This is a genomic window from Pseudomonas sp. R1-7 (genome assembly GCF_051132105.1).
In the GTDB taxonomy this organism is placed as follows: domain Bacteria; phylum Pseudomonadota; class Gammaproteobacteria; order Pseudomonadales; family Pseudomonadaceae; genus Aquipseudomonas.
Window position 1 is genome coordinate 4,581,294 of record NZ_CP071661.1, and the last position, 17,371, is coordinate 4,598,664.

The window sequence follows — 17,371 nt, forward strand, 5'->3', positions numbered from 1 at the left end:
CGTCCCCTCGCCGTCTGGCGCGATGCCCGCAGGTCCTGCCTTGACTCAGCTCGATACGCCTCAAGCCCCGCAACCCGCCATCCGCAGCGTGCTGGTGGCGCTGATGCTGGCGATTTTCCTCGGTGCGCTGGACCAGACCATCGTCGCGGTCTCGATGCCGGCCATTTCCGCGCAGTTCAAGGACGTCAGCCTGCTGGCCTGGGTGATCTCCGGCTACATGGTCGCCATGACCGTGGCGGTGCCGATTTACGGCAAGTTGGGCGATTTGTATGGCCGGCGGCCGCTGATGCTGTTCGGCATGGGCCTGTTTACCCTCGCTTCGCTGTTCTGTGGCCTGGCCCAGAACATGGAGCAATTGGTGCTGGCGCGGATCATCCAGGGCATCGGCGCCGGGGGCATGATTTCGGTGAGCCAGGCGATCATCGGCGACATCATCCCGCCCCGCGAGCGCGGTCGCTACCAGGGTTATTTCAGCAGCATGTACGCAGTGGCCAGCGTCGCCGGACCGGTGCTGGGTGGCTACATGACCGAATACCTGTCGTGGCGCTGGGTGTTCTGGATCAACCTGCCGCTGGGCCTGGGCGCCTGGCTGGTAGCCCGGCGCGCCTTGGTGGGGCTGCCAGTACCGCAACGCACGCCGATCATCGACTACCTGGGCACCGTGTTGCTGATCACCGGCCTGACGTCGCTGTTGCTGGGCATTACCGAGATCGGCCAAGGCCACGCCTGGCACAGCCGCGACGTGCTTGGCCTGCTGGGTGGCGCCGTGCTTGTGCTGGGTTTCTTCGCCTGGCACGAACGCCGCGCCCGCGAGCCGTTGCTGCCCATGCACCTGTTCGTGAACCGCAGCGCGGTGCTGTGCTGGTGCACGGTGTTTTTCACCAGCTTCCAGGCGATTTCCCTGACGGTGCTGGTGCCGTTGCGCTTCCAGAGCGTGACCGGTGCCGGTGCCGACAGCGCGGCACTGCACTTGCTGCCGCTGGCGATGGGTTTGCCAACGGGGGCCTATTTTGCCGGCCGCCGGACCTCGGTCACCGGGCGCTACAAACCGATGATCCTCTGTGGCGCCCTGCTCTTTCCGTTCGCCATCCTCGGCATGGCCTTCACGCCGCCCGCTGCGTTCTGGCTGAGCAGCCTGTTCATGTTGCTCAGCGGCATCGCCTCCGGCATGCAATTTCCCACCTCGCTGGTGGGCTCGCAGAATGCGGTGGAGCAACGGGACATCGGCGTCGCCACCAGCACCACCAACCTGTTCCGCTCCCTGGGCGGGGCGGTGGGCGTGGCGCTGATGTCGGCGTTGCTGCTGGCGCTGCTGCAGGATTCGGGTTTCGCCCAGCTCGCCGGTTCGTCGGTGATGGGCGAAGGGCATTCCGGCAACGTGCTGCTCGACGGCCTCAACGCCGCACCGGGCGACGCACGGGATGCCTTGCGGGAAGAACTGCAGGCGACGTTCCGGCACTTGCTGATGATCAGCGCGGCGGTGTCATTGCTGGGGCTGGCGGCTGCCGTGGCGATGCCCGATCGCCTGTTGCGCGGGCGAGAAGAAAAGACTCGCTAGCCCGGACGACGCTGAACTCCCTCGCCACGAAAGCCCTTTTGCCAGCAGACTGACCTGGCGTTGTCAGGCCGTCGCCGCCACGCCACCCGGCTCCACGGTCACACTCATCCCCTCCTTCATCCGCTTGGCATCACGCACAAAGCAGCGAGACGCCAGGAACAGGAACACCATGGTCAGCAGCAGCGCCACCGGGATCAGGTACATTGCGTCATGCAGGCCGATGGCCTTGAACGCTTCGGTCATTTGCGGGGCGCCTGCGACCGCCATTGCCGTATGGGCGAAGTAGTCGGACAGGCCGCCCACCACCACCGGCCCCAGGCCGCCGCCGAGCAAATACAACCCGGCAAAATACAAGGCCATCGCCGTGGCGCGCAGGCGCGGCTCAACCACGTCCTGAATCGCGGTGTAGACGCAGGTATAGAAGTTATAGGCGAACAACCAACCGACGCTGAACACCGCCACGAACACACCAATCTCGATACGCCCGGCGTGTAGAGCCCACGCCGTGGTCACAGTGGAGATGGCCAGGCTGAACGCTGCAAACAGCAGGCGACCGTTGGGCACGCGCTGGTGGATCTTGTCCGCGACCCAGCCGCCAAGGGTCAGCCCGAACAGTCCGGTCACGCCCACCATGATGCCCGTGGCCACGGCCGCCTCGTGCAGCGGCATCCCGAAATAACGCTGCAGCATCGGCACCAGGAACGAGTTACAAGCATAGGTTGCAAAGTTGAAGCAGAGCCCCGCCAGCACCAGCCAGAGGAAGGTTGGAATCGCCAGCACTCGGCGAACCGGTTTATCGACCTTCTCCTGGGACACCTGCACGGTTTCCGCCGCGCCGCGCTTGGGCTCCTTGATGAAAAACATGAACACCGCCAGCACCAGCCCCGGCACCGCTGCAATGAAGAACGGTGCACGCCAACTGTCGAAAGCCTTGACCATCGCGCCAATGGTAAAAAATGCCAGCAGCAACCCAATCGGCAGCCCCAGCATGAAAATACCCATCGCCCGCGCCCGGCGGTGGGCCGGGAACAGGTCGCCAATCAATGAGTTGGCCGCCGGTGCATAACTCGCCTCACCAATGCCCACGCCCATGCGCACCACCAGGAATGCCCAGAAGCTGCCCACCAGGCCGTTCACCGCGGTCAGGCCGCTCCAGGCCGCCAGGCCCCAGCCCATCAACTTGCTGCGCGAGCCGGTATCGGCCATGCGTCCCAGCGGCAAGCCGGCAATGGCATAGACGATGGTGAACGCGGTGCCGATGATGCCGATCTGGAAGTCGCTCAGGCTCCATTCCATGCGGATCGGTTCGATGATGATCGCCGGGATGGTGCGGTCAAAGAAGTTGAACAGGTTGGCCAGGAACAGCAGGAACAGAATGCGCCAGGCATTCGCCGCTTGGGTCGAGTTCTGCATGGGTCCGTCTCTTTTTTATTGTTGGGCGAGGCATCCGAGCCCGGAGTCTGCAATCTAGACAGCGGGACGCAAGCTGTCTTCAATCATTCGCATGGCTGATACCGAACCATGGCGCAGGGCGTGTTTCATGACGTTGGTCAATTAGCTGTAACAATTGCCATCATTTTGCCTGTTCATGATTAAAGAACGCCGTGCGGTGGCCGATCCAACATGATCAGGAATAGATTCTCCCGAGCGCTGCTCAGGCTGCAGCCCTGAACGCTTGGGCCGACATTCGCGTCGCCGTCAAAGGACGCGAGTTCCCATTCGCGATGGTTCGACGCCCCAGATCGTCGATCCGACCAGTCCAGGCATACGGCGCACAATGACCTCCAAAAAAACAGCCACTGCGGTTTCCGATCTGACCCTGAGCCCAGCCGCCAACGGCCCTGAAACCTCGACGCTGTCGAGCAGCTCACGATCCTTGGCCACCCAGCAATACCTGTATTTCACCGAGACCAACACCGACCGCATCCTCGACAACCTCGACGGCCTGCGCGATGCCGTGTTCCCGCGCCCGCCGCATCTGGTGGACGACGAGAGCGAGCGTGGCCAACAGGAATTCCCTTCGGTGTGCCTGATCGGCCTGGGGCGCTGTGGGTCAAACATCGCCCTGGACGTCGCGGAGCTGGTCTACAACGCCCGCAAGTTCTACCTCAACGAATTCAACGCCGAAGACAAGAACTACGGTGACAAGGGCTATCGCCCGGCCCAGTGGATGCGCAACCTGCGCCTGGGCACCAGCAAGGCGAGCAAACCGGTGTTCCTGGTGGAACCGCTGGTCATGCTCGGCGACCTGGACAAGGACATCGCCGGGCGCATCCGCTTCTCGCGCAAGGGCGAGAAAAGCGGCTTCCTGCGTGACTACAGCAAGATGAAAATCATGGACCTGTCGGAAGTCCATGCCGGTGGCGCCGGTAACGCGCCGATCCTCGGCCAGTACCTGGCAAAGATCATCCTGAACAAAGACACCCAGCGTTTCTCCAGCCCCGACTGGAAAATGATCCACTCGTACCTGATCGACAGCTGCGGCATCAAGGCCAACCAATCGCGCCTGTACTTCTCGATCTTCAGCGCCGGCGGCGGTACCGGTTCGGGCATGGCCTCGGAGTTCGGCCTGGCCCAGCAGTACTCGTACATGAACAAGACGTTCGACACCAAGCCGATGGACGAGCATGACAGCAAGAGCGGCCATTCCTTCGTCTTCGAGCCGATCTTCACCAGCGGCATTTGCGTACTGCCGAATATTTCCGACCATCGCAGCGAAATGTCCGAGGCCTTGCACATCAACGCCGGACGCCTGCTGTGCAAATACCTCTCGGAAGAATGGGATTTCTCGTACAACTTCGCCAACGAAGACAGCAGCGAAGCCAGCGTGATGGGGCGTATCCGTCCCTGGAACGCGATGATGCTGATTTCCAACGACATCATGCGCTACGCCGAAGAAAGCGATGACGGCAACATCCAGAACATTGATGTCAATGCCATGGAGAAACATGCCAACCAGTACATCTCCCAGCAGATCTTCAACATCCTGACGGCCCAGGCGGTTACCACCGACTACGACCAGAACTACTTCCGCCGTGCCGGCATCGACATTGGCGAAACCATTCGCCTGGATGCCAACGACCTGTTCATGAGCCTGGCCGGCCCGGTGGCGATTGCCTACGCCGAGTCCGTCGTCCCGGAAACCCCGGCGCCGAGCGGCGACAAGTTCAAGGTGTTCGAGAAAGAGCCGCCGCGCCTGAACATCGACGACCTGTTCTTCCGTTCCATCGACCTGCCGCACTTCAACAAAGTCACCCAGGCCATCGAAGGCATCAGCCTGTTGCCCATCGAGTCCAAGCGCTACCGTGCCTCGTTGGAGCAGTACAAGAATTCCGGCTACGACGCAGCGGCCCTGCATGACCTGCACTTCTTCAAGAATTGCTCGTCGGTGGTATCGATCGTCTCGCTGCCGAAGGACTACAAGCTGTCCTACATGGACCTGAACCGGCTCAAGACCCACCTCAACAGCCTGTTCCCCAACACCACGCTCAAGCGCTACGCGCTGGTGATCGGCGCCTCGGCCAACCTGTCGCTGACCACCCTGATCGCCAAGAGCCCGTGCCTGTCGGACGACTTCCTGACCCTGATCGTGGCATTCATCAAGCGTTGTTTCGCCCGCACACCGTACCGCTTCGACGAGACGCTGGACAACTCGATCCTGGACTTCATCATCAACGAGGATTTCGATGAACAACGCATCGACGACCTGCTCAACGAATTCGAGAACCCGGCCAAGATCCTCGATACCAACTGGTACGCGATCAAGCCGATGTACGAGAAGAAGTATCGCGAGCTGATCAGCGACAAAGAGAAGTTCGTCTCGATCAACGACATCCGCCTGTCCCGGGATTGCGTGAAGAAGTCCATCAAGTACCTGCGCGAGATCTACCGTCACCGGATTGGCAAGACCAAGGTTATTTCGCTCAATAACCATACTGGCCGGACTTACTGAGGCTGGCTTGACTCCGTGTTGTCCCCAATCGCGAGCAAGCTCGCTCCCACAGGGCTTTGTAAACACAGGCCCGTTGTGAGAGCGAGCTTGCTCGCGATAGCGGACTTGAGTTCCTTCCCCTGAACAACATCCAGAAACAATTAAGCAGCCAAAAGGCTGCTCGATAAACTGTTCCCGTTACGTATACGTCACCCTGCCCTGTGGCGTTTCGCCACGGCGGTCTGTAATCACGCTACTCACCTACACACTTTCAACAAAGCGATTAGGCGAACCAAGTTGGTGCATCGATCAATTCGACGCCCTTTCCTGGATCATTATCCAAGGCGAAACCACCACGGCCCAGAGTTCTGGATCGCGCTCGAAAAAATCCAGCGCCCGCGTTTCAGACAGCTTGGCGACCTGCCCGGCGCCCAGCCAGGCGGCGACTTTGGTACCTTCGTCCTGGGCAACGGCTTCGGCTGCGGCGATCAGATCCAATGCCGGGTCGACCCACAATAGGGCACCCTTGGCAAAGAACGGCTCCAGCTCTTTCCAGGTGATAGATGCGGTTTCACCGAGCAATTTGGCATAGAGGGTGCTAGGTTCTTGATTCATGGGAGCTGTCCGGAAAAGAAATCGGCGCGAATGATAACGTCGGTGGTCTGGCAGAAAAACCCGGTTGCAATTGCAGCATCGATTGAAAAGCGCAGCAAAGCCAAGGATTGCCGATTTGACCGGACAAACCCCGCCGCGAATCTGTCTTTTTCTTTCAATAAAGCGACACCCTCAGGTTTTGCCCCCAAGCGCCAGCTTCCCTTGCCAACAATCGGCGCTCTACACTGTACCGGTACAGTTGCCGGGGGCATTTTCCGCGAGGATATCCAAGATATCTGACCCGGTTCTGCTGCTACGGCGCCAGGACTATAAAAACTACAACAGCATGAGTGGAGCACTATGACTAAGGCTACTAAGCAGATTTCCAAACTGTTTGCCGCTATGGTTCTGGCCGGGGTTGCCAGCCATTCGTTTGCCGCCGATACCATCAAGATCGGCATCGCCGGCCCGAAAACCGGCCCTGTAGCCCAATACGGCGACATGCAGTTCAGCGGTTCCAAGATGGCAATCGAGCAAATCAACGCCAAGGGCGGCGTCAACGGCAAGCAACTTGAAGCCGTTGAATACGACGACGCCTGCGATCCAAAACAAGCGGTCGCGGTCGCGAACAAAGTCGTCAACGACGGCGTCAAGTTCGTCATCGGCCACCTGTGCTCCAGCTCCACCCAGCCGGCTTCGGACATCTACGAGGACGAAGGCGTGATCATGATCACTCCAGCGGCCACCAGCCCGGACATCACCGCCCGTGGCTACAAGATGATCTTCCGCACCATCGGCCTGGACAGCGCCCAAGGCCCAGCGGCCGGCAACTACATCGCCGACCACGTCAAGCCGAAAGTCGTTGCGGTCCTGCACGACAAGCAGCAGTACGGTGAAGGCATCGCCAGCGCGGTGAAAGCCACCCTCGAGAAGAAAGGCACCAAGGTTGCCGTATTCGAAGGCGTAAACGCCGGCGACAAAGACTTCTCCTCGATGATCGCCAAGCTCAAGCAAGCCAACGTCGACTTCGTCTACTACGGCGGCTACCACCCGGAGCTGGGCCTGATCCTGCGTCAAGCCCAGGAAAAAGGCCTGAAAGCCAAGTTCATGGGTCCGGAAGGCGTGGGTAACGACTCCATCTCGCAAATCGCCAAGGAAGCTTCCGAAGGCCTGCTGGTGACCCTGCCGAAATCCTTCGACCAGGATCCAGCCAACGTCGCCCTGGCTGACGCGTTCAAGGCCAAGAAAGAAGACCCGAGCGGTCCGTTTGTATTCCCGTCCTACTCCGCTGTGCAAGTGATCGCCCAGGCCATTACTTCCACCAAGAGCGAAGACCCGGAAAAAGTGGCTGAAGCCATCCACGCCGGCACTTTCAAGACACCGACTGGTGACCTGAGCTTCGACAAGAACGGCGACCTGAAGGACTTCAAGTTCGTGGTTTACGAGTGGCATTTCGGCAAACCTAAAACCGAAGCTTCGCCTCAGTAAGGCCCTGCCTGACTGACTGCCAATAAAGCCCACGGCGTGCCGTGGGCTTTGTTTTGAATGTATTGGGCCGCGCTGGCGTGATCCGCCAGTCTCCCCACCTGAAAATCTCAAAACCGTCATCAGCGGTTCGCTGGCAAAACCCGTGTTCGAAGTGGATGAAGATCCACGGGCCCCGGGCGGGAAAATGACTCCACCAGTGAAATGCGTATCAGGTTTTTAGGAGCGCTGTAATGCCTGACATCTATCACTTCTTCCAGCAGCTGGTTAACGGCCTGACCGTTGGCAGCACGTATGCCCTGATCGCCATCGGCTATACGATGGTCTACGGCATCATTGGAATGATCAACTTCGCCCACGGCGAGGTCTACATGATCGGCTCCTACGTGGCGTTCATCGCCATCGCCGGGCTGGCCATGATGGGACTCGACAGTGTCCCGCTGTTGATGACCGCGGCTTTCATCGCGAGCATCGTGGTCACCAGTTCCTATGGCTACAGCATCGAACGGATCGCCTACCGCCCCCTGCGCGGCAGCAACCGTCTGATCCCGCTGATTTCCGCCATCGGCATGTCGATTTTCCTGCAGAACACGGTACTGCTTTCGCAAGACTCCAAGGACAAATCCATTCCCAACCTGATTCCGGGCAACTTCGCCATCGGGCCAGGCGGGGCACATGAAGTGCTGATTTCCTACATGCAAATCGTGGTGTTCGTGGTGACCCTGGTCGCCATGCTCGGCCTCACGCTGTTCATCTCCCGTTCCCGCCTGGGCCGCGCCTGCCGCGCCTGTGCCGAGGACATCAAGATGGCCAACCTGCTGGGCATCAACACCAACAACATCATCGCCCTGACCTTTGTCATCGGTGCGGCCCTGGCGGCCATCGCCGCGGTGCTGTTGAGCATGCAATACGGCGTGATCAACCCCAACGCCGGCTTCCTGGTCGGTCTGAAAGCCTTCACCGCCGCGGTACTGGGCGGCATCGGCAGCATCCCCGGCGCCATGCTCGGCGGGTTGGTGCTGGGCGTGGCGGAAGCCTTTGGCGCCGACATCTTCGGCGACCAGTACAAGGACGTCGTAGCGTTCGGCTTGTTGGTTCTGGTTCTGTTATTCCGGCCGACCGGCATCCTGGGCCGCCCGGAGGTTGAAAAAGTATGACTAGGCATCTCAAATCGGCGCTTTTCAGCGCCCTGCTGGTCTGGGCCGTGGCCTACCCGGTACTCGGTCTCAAACTGACCATCGTCGGCATCAACCTGGAAGTGCACGGCACCAGCCCGGCCATCCTCGCCACCATCGCCGTGTGCTCCGTGCTGATGTTCCTGCGTGTGCTGTTCAGCACCCAGATCAGCGCCGCATGGAAGGCATCGCCCGGCGTGCCGGTAATCCCGGCCAAGGCCAGCAACTTCCTGACCCTGCCATCGACCCAGCGCTGGATCGTCCTGGGCCTGGTCGTCGTGGCACTGGTGTGGCCGTTCTTCGGTTCGCGCGGCGCGGTGGACATCGCCACGCTGATCCTGATCTACGTGATGCTGGGCCTGGGCCTGAACATCGTCGTAGGCCTCGCCGGGCTGCTGGACCTGGGTTACGTCGGCTTCTACGCCGTCGGCGCCTACAGCTACGCGCTGCTGTCCCACTACTTCGGCCTGAGCTTCTGGATCTGCCTGCCGATCGCCGGGATGATGGCCGCCACCTTCGGTTTCCTGCTGGGTTTCCCGGTCCTGCGCTTGCGCGGCGACTACCTGGCGATCGTGACCCTGGGTTTTGGCGAGATCATCCGCCTGTTCCTGCGCAACCTGACCGACATCACCGGTGGCCCGAACGGCATCAGCAACATCGAGAAGCCAACGTTCTTCGGCCTGACCTTCGAGCGTAAAGCCGCCGAAGGCCTGCAGACCTTCCACGAGTACTTCGGCCTGCAATACAACTCGATCAACAAGGTGATCTTCCTCTACCTGGTTGCCCTGCTGCTGGCCCTGGCCGCGCTGTTCGTCATCAATCGCCTGCTGCGCATGCCGATCGGCCGCGCGTGGGAAGCGCTGCGTGAAGACGAGATCGCCTGCCGTGCCCTGGGACTCAACCCGACCGTGATCAAACTGTCGGCGTTTACCCTCGGCGCTGCGTTCGCCGGGTTTGCCGGTAGCTTCTTTGCCGCTCGCCAAGGCCTGGTAACGCCGGAGTCCTTCACCTTCATCGAGTCGGCGATCATTCTCGCCATCGTCGTGCTGGGCGGGATGGGCTCGCAGCTGGGCGTGATTCTCGCGGCTATCGTGATGATCCTGCTTCCCGAAATGATGCGTGAATTCAGTGAATACCGCATGTTGATGTTCGGCGCCTTGATGGTGCTGATGATGATCTGGCGTCCTCAAGGTCTGCTGCCTATGCAACGCCCCCACATGGAGCTGCGCAAATGAGCCGCGAGATCCTCAAGGTTGAAAATCTGAGCATGCGCTTCGGCGGCTTGCTGGCGGTCAACGGCGTGGCCCTGACCGTCAAAGAGAAACAAGTGGTTGCCTTGATCGGGCCCAACGGCGCGGGCAAGACCACGGTGTTCAACTGCCTGACCGGCTTCTACCAGCCCACCGGCGGCACCATCCTGCTGGACGGCGAGCCGATCCAGGGCCTGCCCGGTCATCACATCGCCCGCAAGGGCGTGGTGCGGACCTTCCAGAACGTACGGCTGTTCAAGGACATGACGGCGGTCGAAAACCTCTTGATCGCCCAGCACCGTCACTTGAACACCAACTTCTTAGCCGGCCTGTTCAAGACCCCGGCGTTCCGCAAGAGCGAACGCGAGGCCATGGAATACGCCGAGTACTGGCTGGACAAGGTCAACCTCACCGAGTTCGCCAACCGTACCGCCGGCACCCTGGCCTACGGTCAGCAACGTCGCCTGGAAATCGCCCGCTGCATGATGACCCGCCCGCGGATCCTCATGCTCGACGAACCGGCCGCCGGCCTGAACCCGAAGGAAACCGAAGACCTGAAGGCGCTGATCAGCGTGTTGCGCGAGGAGCACAACGTCACCGTGTTGCTGATCGAGCACGACATGAAGCTGGTCATGAGCATTTCCGACCACATCGTCGTGATCAACCAGGGCACGCCCTTGGCCGACGGCACGCCGGAACAGATCCGCGACAATCCTGAAGTGATCAAAGCCTATCTGGGGGAAGCGTAAATGCTGCAGTTCGAAAACGTTTCCACTTTCTACGGCAAGATCCAGGCGCTGCACAGCGTCAACGTCGAGGTCCGCCAGGGCGAAATCGTCACGCTGATCGGTGCCAATGGTGCCGGCAAGTCAACGTTGCTGATGACACTTTGCGGTTCGCCACAGGCCCACAGCGGCAGCATCCGCTACATGGGTGAGGAACTGGTGGGCCAGGACTCGGCGAAGATCATGCGCAAGAGCATTGCCGTGGTGCCTGAGGGTCGTCGGGTATTTGCCCGGTTGACCGTGGAAGAAAACCTCGCCATGGGCGGTTTTTTTACCGATAAGGGCGACTATCAGGAGCAGATGGACAAGGTCCTGCACCTTTTCCCTCGCCTGAAAGAGCGCTTTACCCAGCGCGGCGGCACCATGTCCGGTGGCGAACAGCAAATGCTCGCCATCGGCCGTGCGCTGATGAGCAAGCCCAAGCTGCTGCTGCTCGACGAGCCTTCCCTGGGCCTGGCGCCGATCATCATCCAGCAGATCTTCGACATCATCGAAGAACTGCGCAAGGATGGCGTGACGGTGTTCCTGGTGGAGCAGAACGCCAACCAGGCGCTGAAAATCGCTGACCGGGCGTACGTGCTGGAGAACGGTCACGTGGTGATGCAAGGCACCGGTGAGTCCCTGTTGACCGACCCGAAAGTGCGCGAGGCGTACCTGGGCGGTTGATTCTGCGTCCATGAAAAAAACGGCCTTCGGGCCGTTTTTTTTATCTGGATGCGCACGCTCCCTCGCCACTGAGTTATGCATGGGTCATTGCTAAAGCCGATCCAACGCCTCCCCGCTGCGCTTGAACCACTCCATCAGATAATCGGCCAGCACCTGCGTCCGCTTGGGCAACCCACCCTGATACGGGTGTACCAGGTACATCGGCATACGCCGGGTCTGATAATCGCGCAGCAGCCAGCACAGGCGTCCATCGGCCAATTCATCGTTGAGCAAGTAAGACGGCAAACGGGCGATGCCGGCGCCCGCCAAGGCGGCTTTCTTCAACAGGCTGTAGTGGTTGCTGGCAAACGGCCCGGACACTCGCACCCGGAGCAATTCGTGTTGCTGGTGATACAACCATTCTTCCCGGCCACTGTAGTGGCTGTTGAGCAGGCACTTGTGCTCCGCGAGGGCGTGGGGGCTCTCGGGCTCGCCGTAGCGTTCCAGGTAGGCAGGGCTGGCGCAGGTCATTTCATGCCAGGCCAGCAACGGGCGAGCCACCAATCGCTCATCGATCGCCGCATCGGAGCGGATCGCCAGGTCGAAGCCATCCCGGGCCAGGTCGCGGTAGCCGTTGTTGAGCTCCAGCTCGATCTGCACATCGGGGTAGCTGTGGGCAAACTCCGTAAGCAATCCCTCAAAGAACGTTTCGCCCAACGAAACCGGAACGGTCATGCGCACCGGCCCGGCAATATCGCCCTTCAGGCGCGCCAACGCCTGACGCGCCCTTTCCACCTGGACCAACAACGCCTGGGCCTGGGGCAGCAGCGCCGCACCCGCCGCCGTCAGGCTCAAGCGTCGAGTCGTACGCTGGAGCAGCAGCACCGAAAATCGCTCTTCCAGAAGACTGATGCGCTTGGAGAGTTGCCCCTTGCTGCATCCCAATTGCTGCGCCGCCAAGGTGAAACTTCCAGCCTCCACCAGCACGGCAAACGCTGCAAGGTCGTCAATTTCGCTCACTGGATTGTTTCCAATTGAAAACCAAAGGTTTCCTATTAGCACGCTTATCCCCAGGAAAATCCACTCTAGACTGCAACCTCGTTCAACCCCAATGAGGAACAGCCCATGAAAATCCTGTTGATCGGCGCCAACGGCACCATCGGTTCGGCCATCGATAACGAGTTATCGCCCCGCCACGACATCGTGCGCATCGGCCGCCACAGCGGTGACGTGCAGGTGGACATCAGCGACAGTGCCTCGATCCGCGCCATGTTCGAAAAAACCGGGCGCTTCGACGCACTGGTCTGTGCCGCGGGCAATGTCACCTTCGCGCCCTTGGGCGACATGACCGAGGACAGCTTCGCCCTCGGTTTGAAGGACAAACTGATGGGCCAGGTCAACCTGGTGCTGATCGGCCGTGAATTCGCCAATGACGGCGCATCCTTCACCCTCACCACCGGCGTGCTCAGCCACGACCCGATCAAGAGCGGCGCCTCGGCGGCGCTGGTGAACGGCGCCCTCGACAGTTTTGTGCGCGCGGCGGCGATCGAATTGCCACGCGGGCTTCGGGTCAACTCGGTGAGCCCTAACGTGTTGCTGGAAGCCATGGACAAATATGCGCCGTACTTCCGTGGCTACAAACCGGTTCCCGCAGCGGAAGTGGCATTGGCCTACGCCAAGAGTGTCGAAGGGCTGCAAACCGGCCGGACCTTTCACGTAGGCTGACAACCGCACGCACGCAGGCGCCCCGATTCAATCAGGGCGCCGAAGGTTCCAACAATGTGGGTATCAGCGAGGGGGCAATTTCACGTCGCACGCCTATCTCCATACCAGGGCCACTCAACACTGACTGCACGGTCGGTGTGGAAACCAGCACGCCGTTGATGAAAAAGCGCAAAGGGCGGTGAATTTCCTGGCGAGTGATGCGTGCCAGTCGGTCTTGGGCCTCCGGGCTAAGCGTGACCTGAAGCGCCAGGGCCTGCGGATTCGGGTCATTCGCCTGCTTGAGCCTCAGGTTCATCTCCGTGAAATCCGTCCCGGAAGAAAAATGGATGTCCGCCGCCAGACACTGCGAAGCTGCCATCATCCCTAACGCCGCAAAAAACCACTGTTGAATCTTCTTCATGACACCACCTGCAAACTGAAGCCTCAAGACTACGGTAGTCTTCCCGCGCCCTGATGCATGAAATGCTGCGCGATATTACCGAGCTGCCCCGAATGACCTGACAAGTCACATCCATGGGTTGTGATGAATGACAAGGCTGAGTAACGTGGCGGCACTTATCTGGAGACCCAAAGATGCGTGACGCTCGTTCCCTGTTGTTTGTCGCCCTCCTCCCGTTGTTCGCCGGCTGCCAATTGCTCGATGCCCCACGCCAGAGCGCGTCCCATGCCGGGCAGACGCGCATGCAAGGCGAGCTGACGGCGGCGGATGGCAAATTGGTGTTCCAGCCCTGCCAGGAACAGCGCCGTTACATCATCAATGACACCGGCGGCACCAGCGTCCTGCAACAAGCCGCCACCCTGGCGGATGATCGCGGCAAGCTGTTTGCCGATATGCGCGGTCGCATCGTTTCCAGCGCGGCTGCCGGCACCGACAGCCAGTTGGACGTCGAGCAGTTGTATCGCCTGGAGCGCTCGGGAACGGCTTGTGAAGATGCTGATTTCAAACGCGTGACCCTGCGCGCCGCGGGCCACGGCCCGGAATGGGCGCTCCAGGCCAGCGGCAAAGGCCTGGTACTGGACCGCGAAGGCCAGCCAACGCTGGCGGTGCCCTACGTCGAGGAGCAACTGGGCGATGGCCGCTTCAATCTCGGCACCGAGGCCAACGGCCAGAAAGTCGAGCTCTGGGTCACCCCGGCGCGCTGCGTCGACAGCGCCAGCGGCAGCGTGCAACACATGAGCGCCGAACTGCGGGTCAACGGCCAGGTCCAGCGCGGTTGTGCCTATTTCGGTGGAGCACGGGACGACTGACTCGTTGCACGTCTGTTTTAACCTCACGGAAAACAGGGAATGCAGCTTATAATCGCCGGTTTGAAGCACGCCCTGGCGCAGTTGTGCGCCCCGCGAACCGGATCCTGTCATGTTACGAATCACCGAACTCAAGCTGCCGATCGACCATCCCGAAGAAGACCTGCGTCCCGCCATCGTGCAACGCCTGGGCATCGCCAGCGATGACCTGCTCGACTTCACGTTGTTCAAGCGCAGCTACGACGCACGCAAGAAATCCTCCGAGCTGTGCTTCATCTACACCATCGACCTGACGGTGCGCGATGAAGCCAGCGTGCTGCGCAAGTTCGCCGATGACCGTAACGTCAACGAAGCGCCGGACACCAGTTACAAGGTGGTTGGCCAGGCACCGGCCGACCTGGGCGAACGACCGATCGTCGTCGGCTTCGGCCCGTGTGGCATTTTCGCCGCGATGTTGCTCGCGCAGATGGGCTTCAAGCCGATCATCCTCGAGCGCGGCCCGGAAGTGCGCCAGCGCACCAAGGACACGTGGGGCCTGTGGCGCAAAAGCGTGCTCAACCCTGAATCCAACGTGCAGTTCGGCGAGGGCGGCGCGGGGACATTCTCCGACGGCAAGCTCTATAGCCAGATCAAGGATCCGAAATTCCTCGGGCGCAAGGTCCTTCACGAGTTCGTCAAGGCCGGGGCGCCCGAGGAAATCCTCTACGTCAGCAAGCCGCACATCGGTACGTTCCGTCTGACAGGCGTCGTGGAAAACATGCGTGAGCAGATTCGTGCGCTGGGCGGCGAAGTGCGCTTCGGACAGCGGGTCACCGATGTGCTGATCGAGGATGGCCAACTGGTCGGCGTCGAGTTGGCCAGTGGTGAACAAATCCATTCCAGACACGTGATCCTCGCCTTGGGCCATAGCGCCCGGGACACGTTCCGCATGCTCCACAGCCGCGGCGTGTACATGGAAGCCAAGCCGTTCTCGGTGGGTTTCCGCATCGAACACCCGCAGTCGCTGATCGACAGCGCACGCCTGGGCAAATACGCCGGCCATCCGAAGCTCGGCGCCGCCGATTACAAACTGGTCCACCACGCCAAGAATGGCCGTTCCGTGTACAGCTTCTGCATGTGCCCGGGCGGCACTGTGGTGGCGGCCACTTCCGAGCCGAACCGCGTCGTGACCAACGGCATGAGCCAGTACTCACGCAACGAGCGCAATGCCAACTCCGGCATCGTTGTAGGCATCACCCCGGAAGTGGATTACCCGGGTGGTCCGCTGGCAGGGATCGAGTTGCAGGAGCGCCTGGAGTCCCACGCCTTCGTACTGGGCGGCAGCAACTATGAAGCCCCCGCGCAACTGGTGGGCGACTTCATCGCCGGCAAGCCGTCCACGGCGCTGGGCAGCGTCGAACCGTCCTACAAACCGGGGGTTGCCTTGGGCGACTTGGCCCTGGCCCTGCCGGATTTCGCCATCGAAGCCATCCGTGAAGCGTTGCCGGCGTTCGAGAAACAAATCCGCGGCTATTCACTGCACGATGCCGTGCTGACCGGCATCGAGACCCGCACTTCATCGCCGCTGCGCATCACTCGCAACGAAACGCTGCAGAGCCTGAATGTGAAGGGCCTGTTCCCGGCTGGCGAAGGCGCCGGTTACGCGGGCGGAATCCTGTCGGCGGGCGTGGATGGAATCCGCATTGCCGAAGCGGTGGCACGGGATATTCTCGGCGTCGAGGCCTGACCCCGGACCTGTGGGAGCGACCTTGCTCGCTCCCACAGGGGATCGCGGTGATTCAAATGTTGGCCCGCAACACATTCTCCGGCAGCGCTTCTCCGCGCTCCGCACACGCCGCCACGGCGCTGATCAATGCGTCCAATTCATATCCCTGCGCCTTGAGCCAAGCCGGATCGTAATAAGTCGTGGCGTAACGCTCCCCGCCGTCACACAGAATCGCCACGATCGACCCCGACTCACCGGTGTCCGCCATTCCCTTCGCGGCGATCAATGCGCCGATCAGGTTGGTGCCGCTGGACCCGCCGACCCGACGCCCCAGCCGCTGGGCCAGGTAATGCATAGCCGCGAGGGACAAGGCGTCGGGGACCTTGACCATCGCATCGATGACCTTGGGCAGGAACGACGCTTCGACCCGTGGACGACCGATGCCTTCGATCCGCGAGCCGCAATCCAGGCGCAGACTGGCGTCGCCACTGCGGTAGTAATCGAAAAAAACCGAGCGTTCGGCGTCGGCGCACAGCACACGGGTACAGTGTTGGCGATAACGTACGTAGCGTCCCAGGGTAGCAGTCGTGCCACCTGTTCCGGGGCTGGAAATCAGCCAGGCCGGTTCCGGGTGCTGCTCGAAACGCATCTGCTGGAAGATCGACTCGGCGATGTTGTTGTTGGCGCGCCAATCCGTGGCGCGCTCGGCGTAGGTGAATTGATCGATGAAATGGCCGTCATGCTCACGCGCCAGCCGTTCGGACTCGGCATAGATCTGCGTAGGATCGTCCACCAAGTGGCTCTGGCCGCCATAGAAGGCGATCTGTGCGATTTTTTCCCGAGAGGTGCTCGCGGGCATTACCGCAATGAAGGGCAGGCCCAGCAATCGGGCAAAGTATGCTTCGGAAATCGCCGTCGATCCGCTGGAGGCTTCGATCACCGGCGCACCGGGCTTGAGCCAGCCGTTGCACAGCGCATAGAGAAACAACGAGCGAGCCAATCGATGCTTGAGGCTCCCGGTGGGATGGCTGGATTCGTCCTTGAAGTACAGCTCTATGCCCGGCAGTCCCGGCAAGGGCAGCGGGATCAGGTGCGTATCGGCGCTGCGCTGGAAATCCGCTTCGATGATACGGATGGCTTCACGCGCCCATTGGCGGTGGTCGTTCATGGTGTTTTCTCGCTGGATCGGTACAACGCAGGCAGACCGATAGCCGCGAGGCACGATCTGGTTCGGAAATACGAGACGCAAGCTTAGGAAAAAACCGACATCCCG

The 17,371-nt window shown here is 61.0% G+C and carries 16 protein-coding genes; 11 read left to right on the plus strand and 5 right to left on the minus strand.

What is annotated here, in order from left to right:
• Nucleotides 1-22 precede the first annotated feature (22 nt).
• The gene (locus tag J3P79_RS20455; RefSeq protein WP_434605384.1) at nucleotides 23-1,558 is read left to right on the plus strand and encodes an MDR family MFS transporter; all 1,536 of its coding nucleotides are present in this window, start codon (nucleotides 23-25) and stop codon (nucleotides 1,556-1,558) included.
• Nucleotides 1,559-1,621: 63 nt separating this feature from the next.
• Here the strand turns inward: J3P79_RS20455 and J3P79_RS20460 are convergent, their stop codons facing one another.
• Nucleotides 1,622-2,971 (minus strand): spinster family MFS transporter, encoded by a 1,350-nt coding sequence (locus J3P79_RS20460; protein WP_434605385.1) that lies wholly within the window; start codon nucleotides 2,969-2,971, stop codon nucleotides 1,622-1,624.
• A 364-nt stretch (nucleotides 2,972-3,335) separates the two neighbouring features.
• Between J3P79_RS20460 and J3P79_RS20465 the strand changes: the two genes are divergently transcribed.
• Entirely contained in the window at nucleotides 3,336-5,510 is a 2,175-nt protein-coding gene (locus J3P79_RS20465) for a hypothetical protein (RefSeq protein WP_434605386.1), read from the plus strand.
• 288 nt (nucleotides 5,511-5,798) lie between these two features.
• Here J3P79_RS20465 and J3P79_RS20470 read toward each other — a convergent pair whose 3' ends face one another.
• The gene (locus tag J3P79_RS20470) at nucleotides 5,799-6,104 is read right to left on the minus strand and encodes a DUF2288 domain-containing protein (RefSeq protein WP_434605387.1); all 306 of its coding nucleotides are present in this window, start codon (nucleotides 6,102-6,104) and stop codon (nucleotides 5,799-5,801) included.
• 30 nt (nucleotides 6,105-6,134) lie between these two features.
• Between J3P79_RS20470 and J3P79_RS20475 the strand changes: the two genes are divergently transcribed.
• The 6 genes from J3P79_RS20475 to J3P79_RS20500 all read left to right on the plus strand — a co-directional run bounded on the left by J3P79_RS20475 (nucleotide 6,135) and on the right by J3P79_RS20500 (nucleotide 11,444).
• The gene (locus J3P79_RS20475) at nucleotides 6,135-6,383 is read left to right on the plus strand and encodes a hypothetical protein (RefSeq protein ID WP_196304747.1); all 249 of its coding nucleotides are present in this window, start codon (nucleotides 6,135-6,137) and stop codon (nucleotides 6,381-6,383) included.
• 60 nt (nucleotides 6,384-6,443) lie between these two features.
• Complete coding sequence (locus J3P79_RS20480; protein ID WP_434605388.1) at nucleotides 6,444-7,571, plus strand: branched-chain amino acid ABC transporter substrate-binding protein; 1,128 nt, start codon at nucleotides 6,444-6,446, stop codon at nucleotides 7,569-7,571.
• 230 nt (nucleotides 7,572-7,801) lie between these two features.
• Nucleotides 7,802-8,725: a high-affinity branched-chain amino acid ABC transporter permease LivH gene (gene livH, locus J3P79_RS20485; protein WP_014336891.1), complete on the plus strand. Its 924-nt coding sequence runs from the start codon at nucleotides 7,802-7,804 to the stop codon at nucleotides 8,723-8,725.
• The gene (locus tag J3P79_RS20490; RefSeq protein WP_434605389.1) at nucleotides 8,722-9,978 is read left to right on the plus strand and encodes a high-affinity branched-chain amino acid ABC transporter permease LivM; all 1,257 of its coding nucleotides are present in this window, start codon (nucleotides 8,722-8,724) and stop codon (nucleotides 9,976-9,978) included. Before livH ends, J3P79_RS20490 begins: the two co-directional genes overlap by 4 nt.
• Nucleotides 9,975-10,742 (plus strand): high-affinity branched-chain amino acid ABC transporter ATP-binding protein LivG, encoded by a 768-nt coding sequence (gene livG / locus J3P79_RS20495; RefSeq protein WP_434605390.1) that lies wholly within the window; start codon nucleotides 9,975-9,977, stop codon nucleotides 10,740-10,742. Before J3P79_RS20490 ends, livG begins: the two co-directional genes overlap by 4 nt.
• Nucleotides 10,743-11,444: an ABC transporter ATP-binding protein gene (locus J3P79_RS20500; protein WP_434605391.1), complete on the plus strand. Its 702-nt coding sequence runs from the start codon at nucleotides 10,743-10,745 to the stop codon at nucleotides 11,442-11,444.
• Nucleotides 11,445-11,534: 90 nt separating this feature from the next.
• On the opposite strand, the gene J3P79_RS20505 is transcribed toward J3P79_RS20500, so the two are convergent.
• Nucleotides 11,535-12,443 (minus strand): LysR family transcriptional regulator, encoded by a 909-nt coding sequence (locus J3P79_RS20505; protein ID WP_434605392.1) that lies wholly within the window; start codon nucleotides 12,441-12,443, stop codon nucleotides 11,535-11,537.
• 105 nt (nucleotides 12,444-12,548) lie between these two features.
• Here J3P79_RS20505 and J3P79_RS20510 point away from each other — a divergent pair, with 105 nt between their 5' ends.
• Nucleotides 12,549-13,148, plus strand: coding sequence for a short chain dehydrogenase (locus tag J3P79_RS20510; protein WP_434605393.1), 600 nt, complete (start codon nucleotides 12,549-12,551; stop codon nucleotides 13,146-13,148).
• Nucleotides 13,149-13,179: 31 nt separating this feature from the next.
• On the opposite strand, the gene J3P79_RS20515 is transcribed toward J3P79_RS20510, so the two are convergent.
• The gene (locus J3P79_RS20515; RefSeq protein ID WP_434605394.1) at nucleotides 13,180-13,548 is read right to left on the minus strand and encodes a SecDF P1 head subdomain-containing protein; all 369 of its coding nucleotides are present in this window, start codon (nucleotides 13,546-13,548) and stop codon (nucleotides 13,180-13,182) included.
• A 173-nt stretch (nucleotides 13,549-13,721) separates the two neighbouring features.
• Here J3P79_RS20515 and J3P79_RS20520 point away from each other — a divergent pair, with 173 nt between their 5' ends.
• Together J3P79_RS20520 and J3P79_RS20525 are read left to right on the plus strand one after the other, a co-directional pair.
• The gene (locus J3P79_RS20520) at nucleotides 13,722-14,396 is read left to right on the plus strand and encodes a COG3650 family protein (protein WP_434605395.1); all 675 of its coding nucleotides are present in this window, start codon (nucleotides 13,722-13,724) and stop codon (nucleotides 14,394-14,396) included.
• A 109-nt stretch (nucleotides 14,397-14,505) separates the two neighbouring features.
• Nucleotides 14,506-16,119, plus strand: a complete 1,614-nt coding sequence (locus tag J3P79_RS20525) for an NAD(P)/FAD-dependent oxidoreductase (RefSeq protein WP_434605396.1) — start codon at nucleotides 14,506-14,508, stop codon at nucleotides 16,117-16,119.
• 52 nt (nucleotides 16,120-16,171) lie between these two features.
• Here the strand turns inward: J3P79_RS20525 and J3P79_RS20530 are convergent, their stop codons facing one another.
• Complete coding sequence (locus J3P79_RS20530) at nucleotides 16,172-17,266, minus strand: PLP-dependent cysteine synthase family protein (RefSeq protein WP_434605397.1); 1,095 nt, start codon at nucleotides 17,264-17,266, stop codon at nucleotides 16,172-16,174.
• Between the last annotated feature and the right edge of the window lie 105 nt (nucleotides 17,267-17,371).